Source organism: Kosakonia sp., assembly GCF_032104925.1.
In the GTDB taxonomy this organism is placed as follows: domain Bacteria; phylum Pseudomonadota; class Gammaproteobacteria; order Enterobacterales; family Enterobacteriaceae; genus Kosakonia.
The window spans coordinates 49,972-71,476 of record NZ_DAMCGF010000003.1 but is presented as its reverse complement, the minus strand read 5'-3'; the positions used below and the strand labels follow the sequence as shown (position 1 = coordinate 71,476).

The following is a 21,505-nucleotide window of genomic DNA, read 5'->3' as shown; positions in this document are numbered from 1 at the left end:
AGGGAGAAGGCGATGAAGGTCATTTCGACGGGTCGCGCGGCGGGCGTGCTGTGTGCCTGTGCGCTGACGCTTAGCGCGGGCAACGTTTTTGCGGCGGCCACTATTCTGCTCTGGCCCATCGATCCGTGGCTCAGCGCCACCAGCAACGCGACCGAATTATGGATCCAGAACCAGGGTGAAGCGCCCACCACCATGCAGGTGCGCATTGTCCGCTGGCAGCAGGAAAGGGGGCTTGAACGCTACCAGCAACAAAACGAGATCGTTGCCAGCCCACCGATTGTGAGAATCGAAAAAGAGAGCAAACAGCTGATTCGCCTGATCAAGCAGGCGTCAATCCCGGCGGGTGTCGAACAGGCTTATCGCATCATCGTCGATGAGATCCCGCAGCCGGAAAACAGCGACAAACCGCAGATTGGCCTCAAGCTGCAAATGCGCTACTCGATTCCGCTCTTTGTTTATGGCACCGGCATCGAAACTCACACCAGCGGCGCGCATCATGCGCTGGTAGATACCAAAGATTTACGCTGGCGGGTGAGCCGGGAAAACGGCAAACCGGCCCTGGAAGTGCGTAACAATGGTGATGTCCATGTCCGCTTAAGCAAAGTCAGCGTACGGCAAGGCGGGCAAACGCGGCAGGTTGCCGAGGGACTACTCGGTTATGTGCTGCCGCACAGTGTGCGTAGCTGGCCGCTACCCGCGGGTATCAGTAATCCAGTGGAAATGAAGGCGACGATCAATGCCAGGGAAAGCGAATGGCAGTCGTCCGCCGGCAACTGATTTTACCGGTCACTTTTATGCTGCTGGCGAGTTCAGCACGGGCACAACAGGGCGATGATATGCTCCCGCCGCCGCCCGATGCGCACGCCATCAACGAGCACGCTGTATACCATTTAAGCCTGGTGATTAACCATTACGATACCCGGCGGGTGGTGCCCGTGACCCGGCGGCAGAACGCCTTTTTTGTCTCCAGCGCCGATCTCCTGCAGGCCGGGCTGCCTGCTGAGCATCTACCGCAAGGGGAGGTCAATGTGTCGGCACTGGCGAATGTGCGCGCCGATTATGACAGCGCGGGTCAGCGTCTGCTGCTCTCGGTGCCCGGTGAGTGGGTGCCGGAGCGTGCTACGGCGTTTAACTCGGGTCTGCGGCGCACGACACCGAAATATGGTCAGGGCGCGTTACTCAATTACGATGTCTACACCAGCACCACCGAACACATCGGCGGTCAGGCGGCGCTGTGGCATGAGTTTCGCTACTTCAACGGCAACGGCGTGCTCTCCTCAACCGGTGCACTGCGTAAGACACTTTCCGGCAGCCTCAGGCAGCAGGAAGGGTATATGCGTTATGACACCACCCTCACGTTTACCGATGAAGATGACGCCACGCAGTGGAGCGTGGGCGATGTTATTTCCGATGCATTAACCTGGAGCAGCAGTGTGCGTATCGGCGGCGTCAGTTACGGGCGCGACTTCTCCCTGCGCCCGGATCTGGTCACCTGGCCACTGCCCGCGTTTTCCGGCGAAGCGGCAGTACCGACCTCGGTGGATGTGTTTATTAACGGCTATCGCGCCGGGAACACGCAGTTACAACCGGGTCCCTTCACGCTGACCAATATGCCCTATATCAACGGCGCGGGGGATGCCGTGCTGGTTACCACGGATGCGCTGGGGCGCCAGGTCAGCACCACCTTGCCTTTTTATGTCGCCAGCGATTTGCTCAAACCCGGCTTGAGCGACGGAGCGATTACCGTGGGGGCGCTGCGGCGCAATTACGGCGTTGAGAATATTGATTACGGGACGCTGGTGGCCAGCGGATCGTATCGCTATGGAGTGAGTGATTATTTAACCCTCGAAGGGCATGGCGAAGCGGCGCAGTCTCTGACGCTGGGCGGCGCGGGCGCGGTGCTGAAACTCGGGCGGCTTGGCGTAGTGAACGGAGCATGGACGCAAAGCCGCATGTCTGGCGATAACGGCAGCCAGCGTGCCTGGGGGTATCAGTACAATACCCGCCTGTTTAGCGTTAATACGCAGCACAGCCGACGCGATCGCGGCTTTGGCAATCTGGCGCTCTACGACCAGCGCAACCTCTACAACAACGAGCAAAGCAACGGGCAGCGGCCTGTCGCCAGCCTGAGCCGCAACACGGATCAATATGCGCTGACGGTTAATATGGGCGATTTCGGCAACGTGGGCGCGGCATGGATCGGTGTACGCAGCTTTGATAATAAAAAGACGGAACTGCTCAACCTCTCCTGGAGCCGCAATCTGTGGGGCGGCAGTAGCCTTTATCTGGCGGCGAGCCGTGATAACCAGCAGGGCGACTGGACATTTGCCCTGTCGCTGCAAATACCGATTGGCGACATGGATAGCGCAGCGGTGAGTATGGAGCGAACCCCCGATAACGGCTCCACCGAGCGTATCAACTATAACCACGCCATGCCGACCGATGGCGGTTTTAGCTGGAACATGGCTTTTGCGCACCAGTCGCAGGCGAAAAATTACCAGCAAGGCACGCTGGGCTGGCGCAATAACAATGTCGAGTTGCAGGGCGGCGGTTACGGCGAAAGCGACATGCTGACATGGTGGGGCGAAGCGCTGGGGTCGCTGGTGTTGATGGATGGCCAGCTATTTGCCGCCAACCGCATCAATGACGCGTTTGTGGTGATCAGCACCGGCGGTCACGGCGGTGTGCCGGTGAACTATGAAAATCAGCCGGTGGGTGAAACCAACCGTGACGGCTATCTGCTGGTGAGCGGGGTATCTGCCTATTACCCGGCCAGTTACAGCATTAATACGCTGAACTTACCGGCGGATACGCAACTGAAAGATACCGAGCGCAAAATTTCGCTGCGTCGGCGCAGTGGCTATCTGGTGGAATTTCCGATGGTGCAGGAGCGCGTCGCCAGCGTGATCCTGCATGATGAAAACGGCGAAGCCATTCCGCTTGCCAGCGAAGTTGACCGGGCGGGTAAAGCCACGGCCATTGTCGGCTATGACGGCATTGCGTGGCTGGAAAACCTGGATGAGGCCAATGCGCTGCATGTCCGTTTGCCGGATGGCAAAACCTGCGACACCCGCTTCACGCTGCTCGCCAATCCTGACCATAAATTGCAAACCTACGGGCCACTGACCTGCCGGAGGAACCCCTGATGCGTCGGCTACTTCTTCTTTTATTACTCCTGTGCAGCGGGTCAGCGTGGTCGGCCTGTACGGTTAGCACGACCAGTGGTGCGTTCGGCACGGTGACCTCGTTTGTGCTTAACGCCTCGGCGCAAAATACCACCGCCAGCCTGATTGTGCGCTGCGACGCGGCGCTCAACCTGCTCACCAACGACTCGATTACCCTGACGCTGACCGGGGCGAGCGCCACCGCCTCGAACCGGGGCGTCATGAAACGGTCTGATAATGCCGCCGTGACGGATGTGATCCCGCTCCGTGTCTGCGGCCAGGCCAACTGCGCAAATAATAGCGAAGCGACTATCAGTGGCAACAGCTACACCTGGAACGGCTCAGCCTTGCTGGCGTTATTGGGCACACGAACCTACACCTTGCCGCTCTATTTCCTCACCGTACCGGGGCAAAACGTCAGCGCCGGGCCTTATACGGTGACGCTCAATTTTAGCGTCGCGTATAACGTCTGCTCGGTGGGGATTTTAGGGTTCTGTTCGACAGCACAAACGGGCACGGTGACCACCAGCCTGCTGGTCAACGGCACCATCACCAACGACTGCACCACCATCAGCGCACCGAACGTCAATTTTGGCAGCGCGCCGCTGGTGCGCAACTTCCCGACTATTTCGCAATCTGTTGCCATCACCTGTACGAAAGGCATGGTTTACACCGTCGGCATCAACAACGGCGGCTACTACAACGGCAGCGCGCGGAATATGGCCAGCGGCAGCAACCGGCTCAGTTATGAGATTTACAAAGGGGCAACCACCAACCGCTGGGGCAGCGCCGGCGCGGAGCGCTGGTCAAGCGGCGTCTCATCGCAGGTTAGCACCGATGGCCTGCTGCGAACCTACAATTACACCGCGCAAATTTTGACGTCGCAGACCACGCCGCCGGGGGGAACATATAGTGATACCTTAACTGTGGATATCGCGTTTTAAGTCATAATTTAATTCCCTTTCGCAAATGTAAAGTTCCGTGGCCGCATGCCGATAACACCGTTAAGAACTTATCAAGAAGGTGTTGCATGTTGAACCGTATCCGCGTCGTTACTCTGCTTATGAGCGTGCTGGTGGTCTTTGCCTTGTTGCAGCTTGTCTCTGGTGGCCTGTTTTTTTCGTCGCTTAAGCAAAACCAGCAAAGTTTTGCGGTCTCCAATGACCTGCGCATGCAACAGACGGAATTAGGTAAAGCCTGGGAGTTGATGCTGCAAACGCGTATCAACCTGAGCCGTTCCTCGGCGCGGATGTTGCTGGATCCGAGCAACCAGCAGAGCAGTGCGAAAACCGATTTGCTGAACAGCGCGAAAGCCTCGCTTGCCGATGCGGCAAAACATTACGATGCCTTCCGCGCGCTGCCATCGCTGCCGGAAACTGACGCCGCGCGCCAGACGCTGGATGAGAAATACCGCACCTACAATGCCGCGCTGGCGGAACTGGTGCAGTTCCTTGAAGCCGGCAATATTAACGGCTTTATGGCGCAGCCGACGCAGGGGATGCAAAACGCCCTTGGCGATGCGATGAAGAAATACGCGGATTTGAGTGAAGGCCTGTATCGCAATGCCTGGGAACAGAGTGTCAGTGATTACAATTTTGCCAAATGGCAGATGGCGATCCTGGCGCTGGCGCTGGTGATCGTACTGGCCGGGGTCTGGTATGGCATTCGCCGTATTCTGCTGTCGCCGTTGTCGTCGGTCATTGCCCATATCCGTGAAATCGCCGGTGGCAACCTGACACATTCGCTGACCATTGCTGGTCGCAGTGAAATGACCGAACTGGCGCAGAGCGTTGACCATATGCAGAACGCGCTGATCGAAACGGTGACCAACGTCCGCCAGGGTTCAGATGCCATTTATGCCGGTACCAGTGAAATCGCCGCCGGCAACAACGATCTCTCGTCCCGTACCGAAGAGCAGGCGTCCGCGCTCGAGCAGACCGCCGCCAGTATGGAAGAGTTGACCGCCACGGTGAAACAGAACGCCGATAACGCCCGTCAGGCTGCACTGCTGGCGCAGAGTGCGTCGGAAACGGCAGAGCGCGGCGGTAAAGTGGTCAACAGCGTGGTAAAAACCATGCACGACATTGCGGGCAGTTCGCAAAAAATTGCCGATATTATTAGTGTGATTGACGGCATTGCTTTCCAGACCAATATCCTGGCGCTGAACGCCGCGGTGGAAGCCGCGCGAGCGGGCGAGCAGGGGCGCGGTTTCGCCGTGGTCGCCGGAGAAGTGCGCAATCTTGCCAGCCGCAGTGCGCAGGCGGCGAAAGAAATTAAAGGCTTAATTGAAGATTCTGTCTCCCGTGTCGATACCGGTTCTGTGCTGGTGGAGAGCGCAGGGGAGACGATGTCGGACATCGTTAACGCGGTAACCCGGGTGAACGACATTATGGGTGAGATCGCTTCGGCTTCTGATGAACAGAGCCGCGGCATCGATCAGGTTGCGCTGGCGGTATCCGAAATGGATCGCGTCACGCAGCAAAACGCGTCACTGGTACAACAATCGGCAGCCGCAGCGGCCGCTTTAGAAGAACAAGCCAGTTTGTTGACGCAGGCGGTATCTGCTTTCCGCCTTTCTTCTGTATCCGGCAAACCGGCGTCGCGTGCTACAACTCCGGCAGCAGGCAGCGCTCAGACCCCGGCGCGGAGTCGCCAACTTGTAACCGGACAAGAGGATAACTGGGAAACATTTTAGCAGTTCTTAACCGCGGACTTTTTCCGCCAGATGGGGCGTTAATGTTAAATCGTATTCGCATCTCGACAACACTTTTTTTGATTTTGATCGTGTGTGGCATTTTACAGGTTGGCAGTAACGGGTTGTCTTTCTGGGCATTTAAAGAGAGCACTTCACACTTACAGGAAGTAGAAAACAGTAATCACCAGCGCAGCGCATTAATGCAGATGCGGGCCACGCTGCTTCAGGCCAGCACCGCGTTGAACAAAGCAGGGACGTTAACGGCGCTGAGTTATCCGCCGGATGACATCAAGGCGCTGATGACCCAGGCGAAAGCCAGCCTCAAGCAGTCGGCAGAGGTAGAAAAAGAGTTTCTTGGCCTGAAGGTGATGACACCGGAAGGCAAAAAATTACAGGAAATCACGCAGGCCAGTTACACCGCCTGGCGCGGTGACCTGGAGCACCAGGCGACCTGGCTTGAAAACAACCAGCTGTCGGACTTTATGACCGCGCCGGTGCAGGAGTCGCAGGATAAGTTTGATGCCAGTTTCAGTGCGTGGGAGAAACACATTAACCACTTTACTGAACAGGCGAGAGCGGATGGTGAAAGTAATTATCATCGCTCGGCGGTGATTTTTGTCGTGGTGGTTATTCTTGCCGCGTTATTGACCAGCGCCGCGTTGTTCTGGTCGCGCAAGATGATTGTCCAGCCGCTGGCGGTGGTCAGCAGCCACTTTGACAGCATCGCTGAAGGCAATCTGGCACGACCGATTGCCGTTGAGGGGCGTAACGAGATCTCGGCGATTTTTACCAGCCTGAAAAAGATGCAAACTGCGTTACGCACCACGGTGAGCGATGTCCGCCAGGGCAGCTACGCGATGCATACCGGTATCTCGGAAATCGCGGCGGGCAACAATGATTTATCGTCGCGAACGGAGCAGCAGGCGGCGTCGCTGGCGCAAACCGCGGCCAGCATGGAGCAGTTAACGTCGACGGTAAGCCAGAACGCCGATAACGCCCGTCAGGCTTCCGTACTTGCGCAGAGCGCGGCGGAAACGGCGAGAAAAGGCGGGCAGCAGACATCGAGCGTGGCAAGTACCATGCAGCAGATTGCCGGCAGCTCGCAGAAAATTGGCGACATCATCAGTGTGATTGATGGCATCGCGTTTCAGACCAATATTCTGGCGCTGAACGCCGCCGTGGAAGCGGCCCGCGCCGGTGAACAGGGGCGGGGTTTCGCGGTGGTCGCCGGTGAGGTGCGTAACCTGGCAAGCCGCAGCGCGCAGGCGGCAAAAGAGATTAAAGGCCTGATTGAAGAGTCGGTTTCCCGCGTTCAGCAGGGATCCACCCTGGTGGATACCGCCGCGCAGACGATGACGGAAATCGTCCGCTCTGTCACTCAGGTCAACGACATCATGGGCGAGATCGCCTCCGCGTCCGATGAACAACGGCGCGGGATAGAGCAGGTGGCTCAGGCAGTAACACAGATGGATCAGGTGACACAACAGAACGCTGCGCTGGTTGAAGAGGCAGCTTCCGCCACCGACCAACTGGCTAACCAGGCAGATAACCTTACCGCGCTGGTGGCCGTATTTAAGATTGAAGAGCATGTCGCAATACCCGAAGTGGCACCGCCTAAGGCAGTGCCCGTTGCATCCTGAACCTAGTTGAGAAGGCGCTATGACATCATCCATGCCTAACGGGCAAACGTCATCAATATTGCAACAGATGACACAGCGCCTGGCGCTGTCCGACGCGCACTTCCGTCGGATATGTCAATTGATCTACCAGCGTGCGGGGATTGTCCTCGCGGATCATAAACGCGACATGGTTTACAACCGCCTTGTCCGCCGTTTACGCACGCTTGGGCTAGATGATTTTGGCCGCTATCTGAGCATGCTGGAAGCGAACCAGAACAGCGCCGAGTGGCAAGCGTTTATTAACTCGCTGACCACCAATCTCACCGCGTTTTTCCGGGAAGCTCATCACTTCCCGGTTCTCGCGGACCATGCGCGCAAACGCACGGGGGAATACCGGGTCTGGAGCGCGGCGGCGTCGACAGGCGAAGAGCCGTACTCGCTTGCCATTACCCTCGCTGATGCGCTGGGTATGGCACCGGGTCGCTGGAAAGTTTTCGCCAGCGATATTGATACAGAAGTGCTGGAAAAAGCGCGTAGCGGCATCTACCGCCAGGACGAGTTGAAAACCCTCTCGCCCCAGCAGATGCAACGCTACTTTATGCGCGGCACAGGCCCGCATGCCGGGCTGGTGCGCGTACGGCAGGAACTGGCGAACTACGTCGATTTCACCACGGTCAATCTGCTGGATAAGCAGTACAACGTTCCGGGGCCTTTCGACGCAATTTTTTGCCGTAACGTAATGATTTATTTTGATAAAACGACGCAACAGGACATTCTGCATCGTTTCGCTCCGCTGCTTAAGCCGGACGGATTATTGTTTGCCGGGCATTCGGAGAACTTCAGCAACCTCGTGCGTGAGTTTACCCTTCGTGGGCAAACAGTTTATGCGCTGAGTAAGGATAAAGCATGAGTAAAATCAGGGTGTTGTCCGTCGATGATTCCGCATTGATGCGCCAGATCATGACAGAAATTATCAATAGCCACAGCGATATGGAAATGGTGGCGACGGCGCCAGACCCATTGGTTGCCCGGGATTTAATTAAAAAATTCAACCCGGACGTGTTAACGCTGGATGTGGAAATGCCGCGCATGGACGGGCTGGATTTCCTTGAAAAATTAATGCGTTTGCGTCCAATGCCGGTGGTAATGGTCTCTTCACTGACCGGAAAAGGCTCGGAAGTGACGCTGCGGGCGCTGGAACTGGGGGCAATTGATTTTGTCACCAAACCGCAGATTGGCATTCGCGAAGGCATGCTGGCTTACAGCGAGATGATTGCCGACAAGGTACGCACCGCGTCACGCGCGCGTATCGCGGCGCATAAACCGATGGAAGCGCCGACCATGCTGAAAGCCGGGCCGTTACTCAGCTCGGAAAAACTGCTGGTAATCGGCGCGTCAACCGGAGGAACAGAGGCAATTAGGCATGTACTCCAGCCATTGCCGCTCTCAAGTCCGGGTATTCTTATCACTCAGCATATGCCACCGGGCTTTACCCGCTCATTTGCTGAGCGTTTGAATAAGCTCTGTCAGATCAGCGTCAAAGAAGCGGAAGATGGTGAGCGCGTATTACCCGGACACGCGTATATTGCACCTGGCGATCGGCATATGGAGCTGGCGCGTAGCGGGGCGAACTATCAAATTAAGATCCATGACGGCCCGCCGGTTAACCGGCACCGACCGTCGGTGGACGTGCTGTTTAATTCGGTGGCGAAACACGCGGGGCGTAACGCCGTGGGAGTGATTCTCACGGGGATGGGCAACGATGGCGCGGCCGGAATGTTAGCAATGCACCAGGCGGGCGCCTGGACGATTGCGCAAAATGAAGCAAGTTGTGTGGTGTTCGGCATGCCGCGTGAGGCCATCAATATGGGTGGCGTCAGCGAAGTGGTCGATCTTAGCCAGGTAAGCCAGCAGATGCTGGCGAAAATCAGTGCCGGACAGGCGATACGTATTTGAACCAGGAGTAATTTTTTATGGCGGATAAAGAGCTTAAGTTTTTGGTCGTGGATGACTTTTCCACCATGCGTCGAATTGTACGTAACCTGCTAAAAGAGCTGGGATTTAACAACGTTGAAGAAGCAGAAGACGGTGTTGATGCGTTAAACAAATTGCAGACGGGTGGCTTCGGTTTTGTTATCTCTGACTGGAACATGCCAAACATGGACGGTCTGGAACTGCTGAAAACGATTCGTGCCGACAGCAATATGGCTTCCATGCCGGTGCTGATGGTTACAGCAGAAGCGAAAAAAGAGAACATCATCGCGGCGGCGCAGGCCGGCGCGAGCGGCTACGTGGTGAAACCGTTTACCGCTGCAACCCTGGAAGAGAAACTCGGTAAGATCTTCGAGAAACTTGGCATGTGAGGACTGGCTAATGATTCAACCTTCAATTAAACCAGCGGACGAACATTCACCCAGCGACATCATTGCCCGGATTGGCAGCCTGACGCGTATGTTGCGTGATAGCCTGCGCGAATTAGGTCTCGACCAGGCGATTGCCGAAGCTGCGGAAGCGATTCCGGACGCGCGTGACCGTCTGGATTATGTTGTGCAGATGACCGCGCAAGCGGCAGAACGCGCGCTTAACAGCGTTGAAGCCTCTCAGCCGCACCAGGATGAGATGGAAAAAGGCTCGAAAGCGCTGAGCAAACGTTGGGACGAGTGGTTTGAAAACCCGATCGAACTGGCGGATGCGCGTGAACTGGTGACCGATACGCGCAAATTCCTTGGCGAAATTCCGGGGCACACCAGCTTCACCAACGCCCAGTTGCTGGACATCATGATGGCGCAGGATTTCCAGGACCTCACCGGTCAGGTTATCAAACGCATGATGGATGTTATCCAGGAGATCGAACGTCAGCTGTTGATGGTGCTGCTGGAGAACATCCCGGAACAGTCCGCACGGCCGAAGCGTGAAAACGACAGCCTGCTCAATGGCCCACAACTCGACGCGACCAAAGCGGGCGTGGTGGCAAGCCAGGATCAGGTCGACGACTTGCTCGACAGTCTGGGCTTCTGATGTCTCTGTACACGCGCCTTCAGCCAGCCTGAAGGCGCGTGTCTGACAAGGAAAAGGGAAGGGGAAACCTTCCCTTTTTTTATTGCAGGAAAATATCCCCCATTGAGAAGGTGTTCGCCAGCGCATGCAGTACCATCGGGACAATCAAGCCGCCCGTACCGAGCCTGACCACACATAACACCGCAGAAAAAATAAAGAGCTGAATAAAGGTGATGGGCGCGTGATATTGCATATGGATGACGGCGAATAGCAGTGAGGTCAGCACAATTCCCACTTGCTGCGGCGCTTTTCCCCATCCCAGGCTGGCATTGAGTAAAAAGCCGCGGAAGATAATCTCTTCACTTACGGGTGCCACCAGGCACGCCGTTAAAATCCACGCCCAGCGGGTCAACCCGGTGTAACCACGCAGCGAATCAAGCCAGGGTTCGGGCTGCTGAAACAATTTCTCCATCACCAGCATCACCGCCAGCGCCAGCAGTGGCACCGTTAGGTTACGCAGTGCCAGTGTGCCAACGGGTAATAGCCCCTCAAAATGGCGCGCGTAATAGCGCCAGAGTAGCAGTGAACAAGGCAATAACAGCGCGGTGCAGAGAAACGGCACGGCAAGGCCATTTCGATAAAGCGTCATAAAACCGGGGATGAAAAAAGCCAGATAAAAGAGGCTGTAATAGCTAACAAACGCCGCGATGCAAATTGCCGTATGCGAAATTCTGTCCAGATGTCGTGGCATAAAAAAACGTCCGTGCCGATAAGTACGCGAAGCTGACCATTATAAAGGAGAGCGCTGGCATTTCTGTTCTGCGGTTAATAATCAGGATATGTCGATAAAAAATGGGCTTTAGGCAGGATTTTCCCACTGGCGTTGCCGTTTGGTCTGCGTTTCAGCTGGCGGGGTTGAACATCAGGCGACACCTCAAATGGCGAAAACCCTCTGTTTTTATGCCTTACTCTGCCCATTGGACAGGCTTGACTCTGGCAATATGTCATCAAACCTGTAACCCGTGGATGTGTTGGCCGTGGCCTCTGAAGACAACGACGACAAAACAGAAGCCCCCACAGCGCACCGACTAGAGAAGGCGCGCGAAGAAGGGCAAGTCCCCCGATCCAAAGAACTGACATCGCTACTGATCATGTTGGTCGGTATCGGCATTCTGTGGTTTGGCGGTGAAGCGTTTGGTCGCAGGTTATCGATGGCGCTTTCATCCGGGCTGCGTTTTGACCACAAGATTATCAGTGACCAGAACCTGATCCTCGGGCAGATCATCGTGATGTTAAAAAACGTGCTGCTCGGTATGTTGCCGCTGTTGACGGGCGTGGTGATCATCGCGCTGGTCGCGCCGGTGATGCTGGGCGGACTGGTGTTCAGCACCAAATCGCTGGAGTTTAAGTTTTCCAAGCTCAACCCGCTCAGCGGGTTGGGGCGTTTGTTCTCTGCGCAAGTGGGTGCGGAGCTGGTGAAAGCGTTGATGAAAGCGCTGCTGATGGGCAGCGTCGCGGGCTTTTTTTTATGGCACCACTGGCCGGATATGATGCGCCTGATGAGCGAATCGCCGCTGACCGCTATGGCGAGCGCCCTCAATCTGGCCGGGCTGTGCGCGATGCTGGTGGCGCTGAGCATTATCCCGATGGTGGGGTTTGACGTTTTCTGGCAGATCTACAGCCATCTGAAAAAACTGCGCATGTCCCGCCAGGACATCCGTGACGAATTTAAACAGAGCGAAGGCGACCCGCACATTAAAGGCCGCATCCGTCAGATGCAGCGTGCAGCGGCGCGCCGTCGCATGATGGCCGATGTGCCAAAAGCAGATGTCATTGTCACCAACCCGACGCACTACTCCGTCGCACTGCAATACGACGAGAATAAGATGAGTGCGCCGAAAGTGGTGGCCAAAGGCGCGGGAATGATTGCGCTGCGTATTCGTGAGCTGGGGACGGAGAACCGTGTGCCGATCCTCGAAGCGCCACCGCTGGCGCGTGCGCTCTATCGCCATTCTGAAATTGGTCAGCAAATCCCGGGCCAGCTGTATGCGGCAGTTGCCGAAGTGCTGGCGTGGGTATGGCAGTTGAAACGCTGGCGTCTGTCCGGCGGGCAACGACCTGTTAAACCTGAGAATCTCCCGGTGCCTGAGGCGCTGGACTTTTTGAACGAGAAGGACACTGATGGCTAATCTGGTAGCAATGCTGCGTCTACCCAGCAATCTGAAATCGACCCAATGGCAGGTTCTCGCCGGGCCGGTGCTCATTTTGCTTATTTTGTCGATGATGGTGCTGCCGCTACCGGCGTTTATCCTCGACCTGTTGTTTACCTTTAACATCGCACTCTCCATCATGGTGCTGTTGGTGGCGATGTTCACCCAGCGCACGCTGGAATTCGCCGCATTCCCGACCATTCTGCTGTTTACCACCTTGTTGCGCCTGGCGCTGAACGTCGCTTCGACGCGTATTATCCTGATGGAAGGGCATACGGGATCGGCGGCGGCAGGGCGGGTAGTTGAAGCCTTCGGTCACTTCCTCGTTGGCGGTAACTTCGCCATCGGTATCGTGGTGTTCGTCATCCTCGTTATCATCAACTTTATGGTTATCACCAAAGGTGCGGGGCGTATCGCCGAAGTGGGCGCGCGTTTCGTACTTGATGGGATGCCCGGTAAACAGATGGCGATTGACGCCGATCTCAACGCCGGGATTATCGGTGAAGATGAAGCGAAACGCCGCCGTTCTGAAGTGACGCAAGAAGCGGACTTCTACGGTTCGATGGACGGTGCGAGTAAGTTCGTTCGCGGCGACGCCATTGCCGGTATTCTGATCATGGTTATTAACGTCATCGGCGGTTTGCTGGTGGGCGTTCTGCAACATGGTCTGTCGATGGGTGATGCGGCCTCAAGTTACACCCTACTGACCATCGGTGACGGTCTGGTTGCGCAGATCCCGGCGCTGGTTATCTCTACCGCGGCGGGTGTTATCGTCACCCGCGTCAGCACCGATCAGGATGTTGGCCAGCAGATGGTTGGCCAGTTGTTCAGCAATCCGCGCGTGATGATGCTCAGCGCCGGCGTACTCGGCCTGCTGGGGCTGGTGCCGGGGATGCCGAACTTTGTGTTCCTGCTGTTTACCGCCGCGCTGCTCGGTCTTGCCTGGTGGCTGCGTGGTAAAGACCAGGCCGCGCCTGCTGAAGCCGCGCCGATGAAGCTGCCGGAAAACACCCAGGCGGTGGAAGCCACCTGGAACGATGTGCAGCTTGAAGATTCCCTCGGTATGGAAGTGGGCTATCGCCTGATCCCGATGGTGGACTTCCAGCAGGATGGCGAACTGTTAGGCCGTATCCGCAGTATTCGTAAGAAATTCGCGCAGGATATGGGCTTCCTGCCGCCTGTTGTCCACATCCGCGACAATATGGATCTGCCGCCTGCCCGTTACCGCATCCTGATGAAAGGGGTGGAAATTGGTAGCGGCGAGGCTTACCCCGGTCGCTGGCTGGCGATTAACCCAGGCACGGCGGCGGGCACGCTGCCGGGTGAGCAAACCGTGGACCCGGCTTTTGGCCTGGCCGCTATCTGGATTGAGAGCGCGTTGAAAGAACAGGCGCAGATCCAGGGCTACACCGTTGTGGAAGCCAGTACCGTGGTGGCAACACACCTTAACCACCTGATTGGTCAATTCTCGGCGGAGCTGTTTGGTCGCCAGGAAGCGCAGCAACTGCTTGACCGGGTGAGCCAGGAGATGCCGAAGCTGACCGAAGATTTGGTGCCGGGCGTCGTCACGCTGACCACGCTGCACAAAGTGCTGCAAAACCTGCTGGCCGAAAAAGTGCCAATCCGCGATATGCGCACCATTCTCGAAACGCTGGCCGAGCATGCGCCGCTGCAAACCGATCCGCACGAACTCACGGCGGTAGTGCGCGTGGCATTGGGCCGCGCCATTACCCAGCAGTGGTTCCCGGGTAATGATGAAGTGCAGGTGATTGGTCTTGATACGCCGCTTGAACGTTTGCTGTTGCAGGCATTGCAGGGCGGTGGCGGTCTGGAACCGGGTCTTGCCGATCGCTTACTGGAACAAACTCAGGAGGCGTTAACGCGCCAGGAAATGTTGGGGGCGCCGCCGGTGTTGCTGGTGAACCACGCGCTGCGTCCACTGTTGGCGCGCTTCCTGCGCCGCAGCCTGCCGCAACTGGTGGTGTTGTCGAACATGGAAATGTCGGATAACCGCAGCATCCGTATGACTGCGACTATCGGAGGCAAATAATGCGTTATCTGGCCTGGTTGGTGGCTTTGCCGCTGTTTGCCCACGCGGCCGGAAACGGCATTGGCGAAGGCATGTGGCAGGCCAGCAGTATCGGTATCCGGCTGGATAACCGCGGCGTGGTCTCTTCATCACGACCGCTGGGCCCTTCGCAGCCAGTAAACGGGCTGATGACGGATGTCTCGTGGCGCTATGAATTAAATGGCCCGACGCCTGCTGGGTTAATTGTTCGGCTCTGTTCTCAGGCGCGCTGTGTCGAGCTGGATGGGCAGAGTGGCACCACGCGCGGCTTTACCGATGTTCCGGCACTCGAATTGCTGCGTTTTGTCTGGGAAGTGCCCGGCGGTGGACGGTTATGGCCGCCGCTGGACGTTCGTAGTAACAAAGTGCTGGTCAATTACCGTCAACCCACTCAGCAAAACTAACCGCTTCGCTTCAATGAGTTAGCTTGTTTTTTGCCCGAAAATCCCGCCGCACTGGCGGGATTTTGCTATCCGCCCCGCATTTTTGACCGCTCCTTTTGATGCAACAGAAACGCTGTTTTATAAATCAGTGAAGCGCGTATCGGCACTCTTTGCATTTTTGCCAGCCACGTAATTTTGATGGCAGAAACAGAAAGGTTTCCCGTTGCACATCCTCTTACTTTAGCCGTGTAAGAAATTCCTTTGGCTAAGCCGGATCGTCAAAGGTCCCCCAAAATAAACAGGGTTGACGGCAATGAAAACACGAAAAATTGGATTGGCTAATTATCTCGCCTATGGCTCGGGCGATTTTCTGGGTGCGGGCACAACCGCGTTAACCGCAGCATGGTTACTCTATTTCTATACGACCTTTTGCGGCCTGACGCCGATTGAAGCGACATTTATCTTCGCGACAGCAAGGGTGCTGGATGCGGTGGTCAGTCCGCTGATGGGCTTTTTAACCGATAATTTCGGTTCGACCTGGCTTGGTAAACGCTTCGGTCGACGTAAGTTCTTTATTTTGTTAGGTATCCCTTGCGTGTTCAGCTACTCAATAATGTGGGTAGGGGACATGAGTTTCTGGTATTACCTGCTGACGTATCTGCTGTTCGATGTGGTCTACACCATGATTCTGGTGCCGTACGAAACGCTGGTGCCGGAAATGACTGACGACTTTAAACAGAAAACCAAATTCTCCGGCGCGCGTATCTCCATGGCGCAGATGTCGGCGATTCTGGCCTCGTTCCTGCCGGGCGTCCTGCTGTCACACTTTGGTAAAGACAACCCGGTTTCCTTTTTCTACGCAAGCCTGGTGTTCTCGGTGCTCTGTGCGCTGATGCTGACGTTTGTCTGGTGCTTTACCTGGGAACGACCGCGCGAAGAGTGGACCGAAGCGGCGTTGCGCGCGGAAGAAGAGAAAAAGAGCCTCACGCTTGGGCAAAGTTTGCGCCGCCTGTTTGTTGAACTCAGCTCCACGCTGCGTATCAAGATTTTCCGCCAGCACCTGGGGATGTACCTCGGCGGTTATATCGCGCAGGACGTATTTAACGCGGTGTTCACCTATTACGTGGTGTTCGTGTTGATGCAGGAAGCATCGCTGGCCTCCAACTTGCTGGGCACGATGGCGATTTTCCAGTTCATCGCGGTGATTGCCATGATACCGCTGTGCATCCGCTTCGGACCTGCACCGTCATACCGCATGGTGGTGGTGCTGTTCGGTCTGAGCGCCGCCTCTTATGCCGTGCTCTACTACGCCGGTTTAAGCGATGTTTATTCGCTGCTGTTGCTGGTGTCCGCCGTTGCCGGTCTGGGACGCGGTGGTATCAACTACGTACCGTGGAACACCTACACCTACATTGCGGATATCGACGAAGTGGTCACCGGCCAGCGCCGTGAAGGGATCTTCGCCGGGATCATGACGCTGACCCGTAAAGCCTCGCAGGCCGGTGCGGTGATGCTGGTGGGGATTGTGATGCAAGCGTCTGGCTTTGTCTCCGGGCAGAAAACCCAGGTGCCAGAAGTGAGCCACACCATTTTGATGATCATGTGCTTTGGCACCATTGCGGTATTGTGCTGCGGCTTCCTCGTCTCCTTACGCTTCAAGCTGAACCTGAAAACCCACAGCGTGCTGCGTGAAGAAACGGCCAAAATGCGCCAGAGCGGCCGCGCGATGCCAGAAAGTATCACGCCGCAAGCGCGTGAAACCGTCGAAATGCTGGCGGGCATGCCTTACGAATCCTTGTGGGGCAACAACAACATTGGCTATCTGAATCGCAATAAACCTGCCGCGCCATCGCTGAAAGACGCGTCACTGAAATCGACTTATAACTGAGGTTAAGAATATGAAGGTTTGGCCTGTCAAACACAGCCCGTTACTGCGTCAGCCAGAGCGTTTTATCGCCCGTGATGAACTGAAAGCGTTGATCCGCAAGGTGACGCATAACCTGGTCAATATTCACGACAACACCGGTGAGTTTTTACTCCGTCTCGACGATGGGCGCGTGATTGATACTAAAGGCTGGGCTGGCTGGGAGTGGACGCACGGCGTGGGTCTGTACGGGATGTATCAGTATTACCGTCAGACCGGCGAAGAGGGCGTGCGCGAGGTGATTGACAACTGGTTCGCCGACCGTTTTGCAGAAGGCGCAACCACTAAAAACGTCAACACCATGGCGCCGTTCCTGACGCTGGCGTACCGCTATGAAGAGACCGGTAACCCGACTTATCTCCCGTGGCTGGAAAGCTGGGCCGAATGGGCGATGAACGAGATGCCGCGCACCGACTGCGGCGGCATGCAGCACATCACGCTGGCGGAGGAGAACCACCAGCAGATGTGGGACGACACGCTGATGATGACCGTGCTGCCGCTGGCGAAAATCGGCAAATTGCTCAACCGGCCAGACTATGTGGAAGAGGCGGTGTATCAGTTTCTGCTGCATGTGCAGAACCTGATGGACAGGGAAACCGGACTGTGGTTCCACGGCTGGAATTACGACGGTCACCACAATTTTGCCAACGCCCGCTGGGCGCGCGGGAATAGCTGGCTGACCATCGTTATCCCGGATTTCCTTGAGCTTGTCGATCTGCCGGAAAACAATGCGGTGCGCCGTTATCTGGTTCAGGTGCTGAATGCGCAAATCGCCGCGCTGGCGAAGTGCCAGCATGAAAGTGGGTTGTGGCATACGCTGCTCGACGATCCAGATTCTTATCTGGAAGCCTCGGCAACCGCCGGATTTGCCTATGGCATTCTGAAAGCGCTGCGTAAGCGTTATATCAGCGCCGATTACACGGATGTGGCGGAAAAAGCGGTGAAAGCGATTGTGGAAAATATTTCGCCGGAAGGAGAGTTGTTGCAGGTATCTTTTGGCACCGGGATGGGCAGTAATCTGGCGTTTTATCGCCAGATCCCGCTGACCTCAATGCCATACGGCCAGGCGATGGCGATGCTCTGTTTGACGGAGTATCTGCGCAAATATTTCTGAAAGGCGATAAATGAAAAACCCCGGCTGGCCGGGGTTTTTTTATGGCTAAAAACGGAAGGGATTACATACGCTCTACGGTTTCGATACCCAGCGTATCCAGACCGAGTTTCAGCGTTTTTGCCGTCAGCAGGGCCAGTTTCAGGCGGCTTAAACGGGTTTCTTCGTTTTCCGCGCTGAGGATCGGGCAGTGCTCGTAGAAGCCGGAGAACAGACCCGCCAGATCGTACAGATAGGCGCACATCACATGCGGCGTACCTTCACGGGCAACGACGGACAGGGTTTCTTCGAACTGCAACAGACGCGCTGCCAGTTGGGATTCACGCTCTTCGCCAATCACCACCGGTGCGTTTTCCAGTACGCTCTCTTCAATACCCGCTTTACGGAATACGGAGAGCACGCGGGTGTAAGCGTACTGCATGTACGGTGCGGTGTTGCCTTCAAAGGCCAGCATGTTGTCCCAGTCGAAAACGTAATCGGTGGTGCGGTTTTTCGACAGATCCGCATATTTCACCGCGCCGATACCGACTGCGTTGGCCAATTTTTCCAGCTCGTCGGCAGGCATATCCGGGTTCTTTTCAGCCACCAGACGGCGCGCGCGTTCCAGCGCTTCATCCAGCAGATCGGAAAGTTTCACCGTACCGCCCGCGCGGGTTTTGAACGGCTTGCCGTCTTTGCCGAGCATCATGCCGAACATGTGGTGTTCCAGCGGCACGGAATCCGGCACATAACCGGCTTTACGCACGATGGTCCAGGCCTGCATCAGGTGCTGATGCTGACGGGAATCGATGTAGTAGAGCACGCGATCGGCATGCAGCGTTTCATAACGGTATTTCGCGCAGGCGATGTCCGTGGTGGTGTACAGATAGCCGCCATCCTTTTTCTGGATGATGACGCCCATCGGTTCGCCTTCTTTGTTTTTGTACTCATCCAGGAATACCACGGTCGCGCCTTCGCTCTCGACCGCCAGACCTTTGGCTTTCAGATCCGCAACGATGCCCGGTAACATCGGGTTATACAGGCTTTCACCCATTACATCTTTACGGGTCAGCGTCACGTTCAGGCGTTCGTAGGTTTTCTGGTTCTGACTCATAGTGATATCGACCAGCTTGCGCCACATCTCGCGGCAATATTCATCGCCGCCTTGCAGTTTCACCACGTAAGCGCGTGCGCGTTCAGCGAATGCCGCGTCTTCGTCATAATGTTTTTTGGCTTCACGGTAAAAACCTTCCAGATCCGCCAGCGCCATTTCACCGGCGTTCTCCTGCTGTTGCAGCTCAAGATAGGCAATCAGCATGCCGAACTGGGTGCCCCAGTCGCCAACGTGGTTGGCGCGAATCACGTTATGGCCGAGGAATTCCAGCGTACGGACTGATGCATCGCCAATGATGGTGGAACGTAGATGGCCGACATGCATCTCTTTCGCCACGTTCGGCGCGGAGTAATCGATAACCACGGTTTGCGGCTGCGGTTTTGTTACGCCCAGGCGATCGGATTTCAGCGCCGCATCTACCTGCGAGGCGAGAAACTCAGGCGCGAGGAAAATATTGATAAAGCCAGGACCGGCGATTTCAACTTTATTGGCAATCCCGTCGAGAGAAAGGTGAGACAGAACCTGCTCGGCCAGTTGTCGCGGCGCCATGCCCAGTTTTTTCGCTACTGCCATCACGCCATTAGCCTGATAGTCGCCAAACTGAATTTTTGCTGACTGACGAACCTGCGCTTCACAATCGACTGGCGCGCCTGCTGCAATCATGGCCTGACTGACTTTTTCTGAGAGAAGAGCCTGAATATTCACCGGGATACCTTACTTTTAGGACACCGCGTCGCTGAGGCGGCGTCCGGGTGTTTAATAAAGGCGGGAGTATACTGCAAATGCCCGGTGGCGTCAGCACTGCATAACACGGTAGATTATGCGCTTTGTTATGACTTGCGAGCACTGTTATGCGTACCTGGCAAACTGTCGAAGAGTTGCAGGATATCGTGGAAGATTTGCCACGGTTTACCCAAGATTTGCAAAATTTAGCTACTCGTCTGGGGCTGGGTATCGCCCCCTTAAATGCCGATCACATCTCGTTGCGCTGCCACCAGAACACCACGGCGGAGCGCTGGCGGCGTGGTTTTGAACACTGTGGCGAACTGCTGTCGGAAAACATCATTAATGGTCGGCCGATTTGCCTGTTCAAACTGCGTGAACCCGTGTGCGTCGCCCACTGGCAGTTTACGGTGATTGAGTTGCCGTGGCCGGGTGAAAAGCGCTATCCGCGCGAAGGGTGGGAGCATGTAGAAATCGTGCTGCCGGGCGATATCGCCACGCTCAACGCGCGTGCGCTGGCGCTGCTGGCTGATGAGGGCTTAAGCCAGCCGGGTATTTCGGTGAAAACCAGTTCACCAAAAGGCGAGCGCGAACGGCTGCCCAATCCAACGCTGGCGGTGACGGATGGCAAAGTCACCGTGAAATTTCATCCGTGGACCATTGAAGAGATTGTCGCGAGCGAGCAGGGGTGAAAGCGCTTGCGAAAGCGAGCCATGCTGAACCGGGGGAGAGGAAATGACCTTACTGGAAATCTGTTGTTATGGTGTCGATGACGCGGTGATTGCTGAGCAACGTGGCGCCGATCGCATTGAATTTTGCGCCGCGCCGAAAGAGGGCGGTTTAACCCCTTCCTTTGGCGCGTTAAAAGCGATTCGACAGGCGGTGACCATTCCCGTACATCCGATCGTGCGCCCGCGCGGTGGGGATTTTTGCTACCGGGCCGATGAGTTTGCCACCATGTTGAGCGATATTGAGATGCTGCGTGAGTTGGGTTTCCCCGGGCTGGTCACCGGTGTGCTGACGGAAGAGGGAGATGTCGATATTGTGCGCATGCGGGAAATTATGCAGGCCGCACAGGGGATGGCGGTAACTTTTCATCGCGCGTTCGATATGTGTGCTAATCCGCTTCAGGTATTTGATAACTTAGCGGAATTAGGCATTGCGCGTATTCTCACGTCTGGTCAGCAGCCCTCGGCAGCAAAAGGACTTTCATTAATCAGGGAACTAAATGCCAGGTCTGGTGTTCCAATCATTATGGCCGGCGCAGGTGTGCGTCCGGATAACCTCGAAACCTTTCTCCATGCGGGTATTAAAGAGGTGCATAGCTCGGCAGGCCGCTGGACAGCATCGCCGATGCGCTATCGCAATCCAGGATTATCGATGTCGTCAGATGCCAGTGCGGATGAATATGCCCGCTACGGCGTGGATGGCGATGCGGTAGCGCTAATGAAAGAGATGATGTTGCACCATCGCCCGTAACAGTTTTTACCGCGCATCATGTCGCCCAATATGATGCTT

At 56.1% G+C, this 21,505-nt stretch carries 18 protein-coding genes; 16 read left to right on the top strand and 2 right to left on the bottom strand.

Translation table 11 applies throughout. The features are described from left to right. Positions 1-12: 12 nt before the first annotated feature. The 9 genes from RT644_RS06460 (at position 13) to cheZ (ending at position 10,496) form a co-directional block, all read left to right on the top strand. Positions 13-777, top strand: coding sequence for a molecular chaperone (locus tag RT644_RS06460; protein ID WP_313626188.1), 765 nt, complete (start codon positions 13-15; stop codon positions 775-777). Then, the gene (locus tag RT644_RS06455) at positions 753-3,146 is read left to right on the top strand and encodes a fimbria/pilus outer membrane usher protein (protein WP_313626187.1); all 2,394 of its coding nucleotides are present in this window, start codon (positions 753-755) and stop codon (positions 3,144-3,146) included. Before RT644_RS06460 ends, RT644_RS06455 begins: the two co-directional genes overlap by 25 nt. Beyond that, positions 3,146-4,108 carry a spore coat U domain-containing protein gene (locus tag RT644_RS06450; RefSeq protein ID WP_313626186.1) on the top strand — a complete coding sequence of 321 codons (963 nt, stop codon included), beginning with the start codon at positions 3,146-3,148 and terminating at the stop codon, positions 4,106-4,108. The genes RT644_RS06455 and RT644_RS06450 overlap by 1 nt, the downstream gene beginning before the upstream one ends. 86 nt (positions 4,109-4,194) lie before the next feature. Further along, a complete protein-coding gene (gene tar / locus RT644_RS06445; protein WP_020454146.1) occupies positions 4,195-5,859 on the top strand; it encodes a methyl-accepting chemotaxis protein II in 1,665 nt (554 codons plus the stop codon). A 41-nt stretch (positions 5,860-5,900) separates the two neighbouring features. Next, positions 5,901-7,499, top strand: a complete 1,599-nt coding sequence (gene tap / locus RT644_RS06440; protein ID WP_020454145.1) for a methyl-accepting chemotaxis protein IV — start codon at positions 5,901-5,903, stop codon at positions 7,497-7,499. A 19-nt stretch (positions 7,500-7,518) separates the two neighbouring features. Beyond that, entirely contained in the window at positions 7,519-8,388 is an 870-nt protein-coding gene (cheR, locus tag RT644_RS06435) for a protein-glutamate O-methyltransferase CheR (protein ID WP_017458307.1), read from the top strand. Then, positions 8,385-9,434, top strand: a complete 1,050-nt coding sequence (locus RT644_RS06430) for a chemotaxis response regulator protein-glutamate methylesterase (protein ID WP_020454143.1) — start codon at positions 8,385-8,387, stop codon at positions 9,432-9,434. Before cheR ends, RT644_RS06430 begins: the two co-directional genes overlap by 4 nt. Before the next feature lie 17 nt (positions 9,435-9,451). After that, on the top strand, positions 9,452-9,841 hold the full coding sequence (gene cheY, locus RT644_RS06425) for a chemotaxis response regulator CheY (RefSeq protein ID WP_007371559.1): 390 nt from the start codon (positions 9,452-9,454) through the stop codon (positions 9,839-9,841). A 10-nt stretch (positions 9,842-9,851) separates the two neighbouring features. Beyond that, positions 9,852-10,496, top strand: coding sequence for a protein phosphatase CheZ (cheZ, locus tag RT644_RS06420; RefSeq protein ID WP_020454142.1), 645 nt, complete (start codon positions 9,852-9,854; stop codon positions 10,494-10,496). A 79-nt stretch (positions 10,497-10,575) separates the two neighbouring features. Here the strand turns inward: cheZ and RT644_RS06415 are convergent, their stop codons facing one another. After that, a complete protein-coding gene (locus RT644_RS06415; RefSeq protein WP_313626185.1) occupies positions 10,576-11,226 on the bottom strand; it encodes a type II CAAX endopeptidase family protein in 651 nt (216 codons plus the stop codon). 286 nt (positions 11,227-11,512) lie between these two features. On the opposite strand from RT644_RS06415, the gene flhB reads away from it, so the two are divergent. From flhB to RT644_RS06390, 5 genes are all read left to right on the top strand, one after another. Beyond that, positions 11,513-12,664: a flagellar biosynthesis protein FlhB gene (gene flhB / locus RT644_RS06410; protein ID WP_044489677.1), complete on the top strand. Its 1,152-nt coding sequence runs from the start codon at positions 11,513-11,515 to the stop codon at positions 12,662-12,664. After that, positions 12,657-14,735 (top strand): flagellar biosynthesis protein FlhA, encoded by a 2,079-nt coding sequence (gene flhA / locus RT644_RS06405; RefSeq protein WP_045511290.1) that lies wholly within the window; start codon positions 12,657-12,659, stop codon positions 14,733-14,735. Before flhB ends, flhA begins: the two co-directional genes overlap by 8 nt. Continuing rightward, complete coding sequence (locus RT644_RS06400; protein WP_409521833.1) at positions 14,735-15,157, top strand: flagellar protein FlhE; 423 nt, start codon at positions 14,735-14,737, stop codon at positions 15,155-15,157. Before flhA ends, RT644_RS06400 begins: the two co-directional genes overlap by 1 nt. Positions 15,158-15,449: 292 nt before the next feature. Further along, the gene (locus RT644_RS06395) at positions 15,450-17,024 is read left to right on the top strand and encodes an MFS transporter (RefSeq protein ID WP_020454137.1); all 1,575 of its coding nucleotides are present in this window, start codon (positions 15,450-15,452) and stop codon (positions 17,022-17,024) included. Between the two features lie 10 nt (positions 17,025-17,034). Then, complete coding sequence (locus RT644_RS06390) at positions 17,035-18,174, top strand: glycoside hydrolase family 105 protein (protein WP_269230784.1); 1,140 nt, start codon at positions 17,035-17,037, stop codon at positions 18,172-18,174. Positions 18,175-18,235: 61 nt separating this feature from the next. Here RT644_RS06390 and argS read toward each other — a convergent pair whose 3' ends face one another. After that, positions 18,236-19,969: an arginine--tRNA ligase gene (argS, locus tag RT644_RS06385; RefSeq protein WP_313626184.1), complete on the bottom strand. Its 1,734-nt coding sequence runs from the start codon at positions 19,967-19,969 to the stop codon at positions 18,236-18,238. A 146-nt stretch (positions 19,970-20,115) separates the two neighbouring features. Here argS and RT644_RS06380 point away from each other — a divergent pair, with 146 nt between their 5' ends. Both RT644_RS06380 and cutC read left to right on the top strand, forming a co-directional pair. Beyond that, entirely contained in the window at positions 20,116-20,679 is a 564-nt protein-coding gene (locus tag RT644_RS06380) for a VOC family protein (protein ID WP_313626183.1), read from the top strand. Positions 20,680-20,722: 43 nt separating this feature from the next. Continuing rightward, positions 20,723-21,466 carry a copper homeostasis protein CutC gene (gene cutC, locus RT644_RS06375; protein WP_313626182.1) on the top strand — a complete coding sequence of 248 codons (744 nt, stop codon included), beginning with the start codon at positions 20,723-20,725 and terminating at the stop codon, positions 21,464-21,466. The last annotated feature ends 39 nt before the right edge of the window (positions 21,467-21,505 follow it).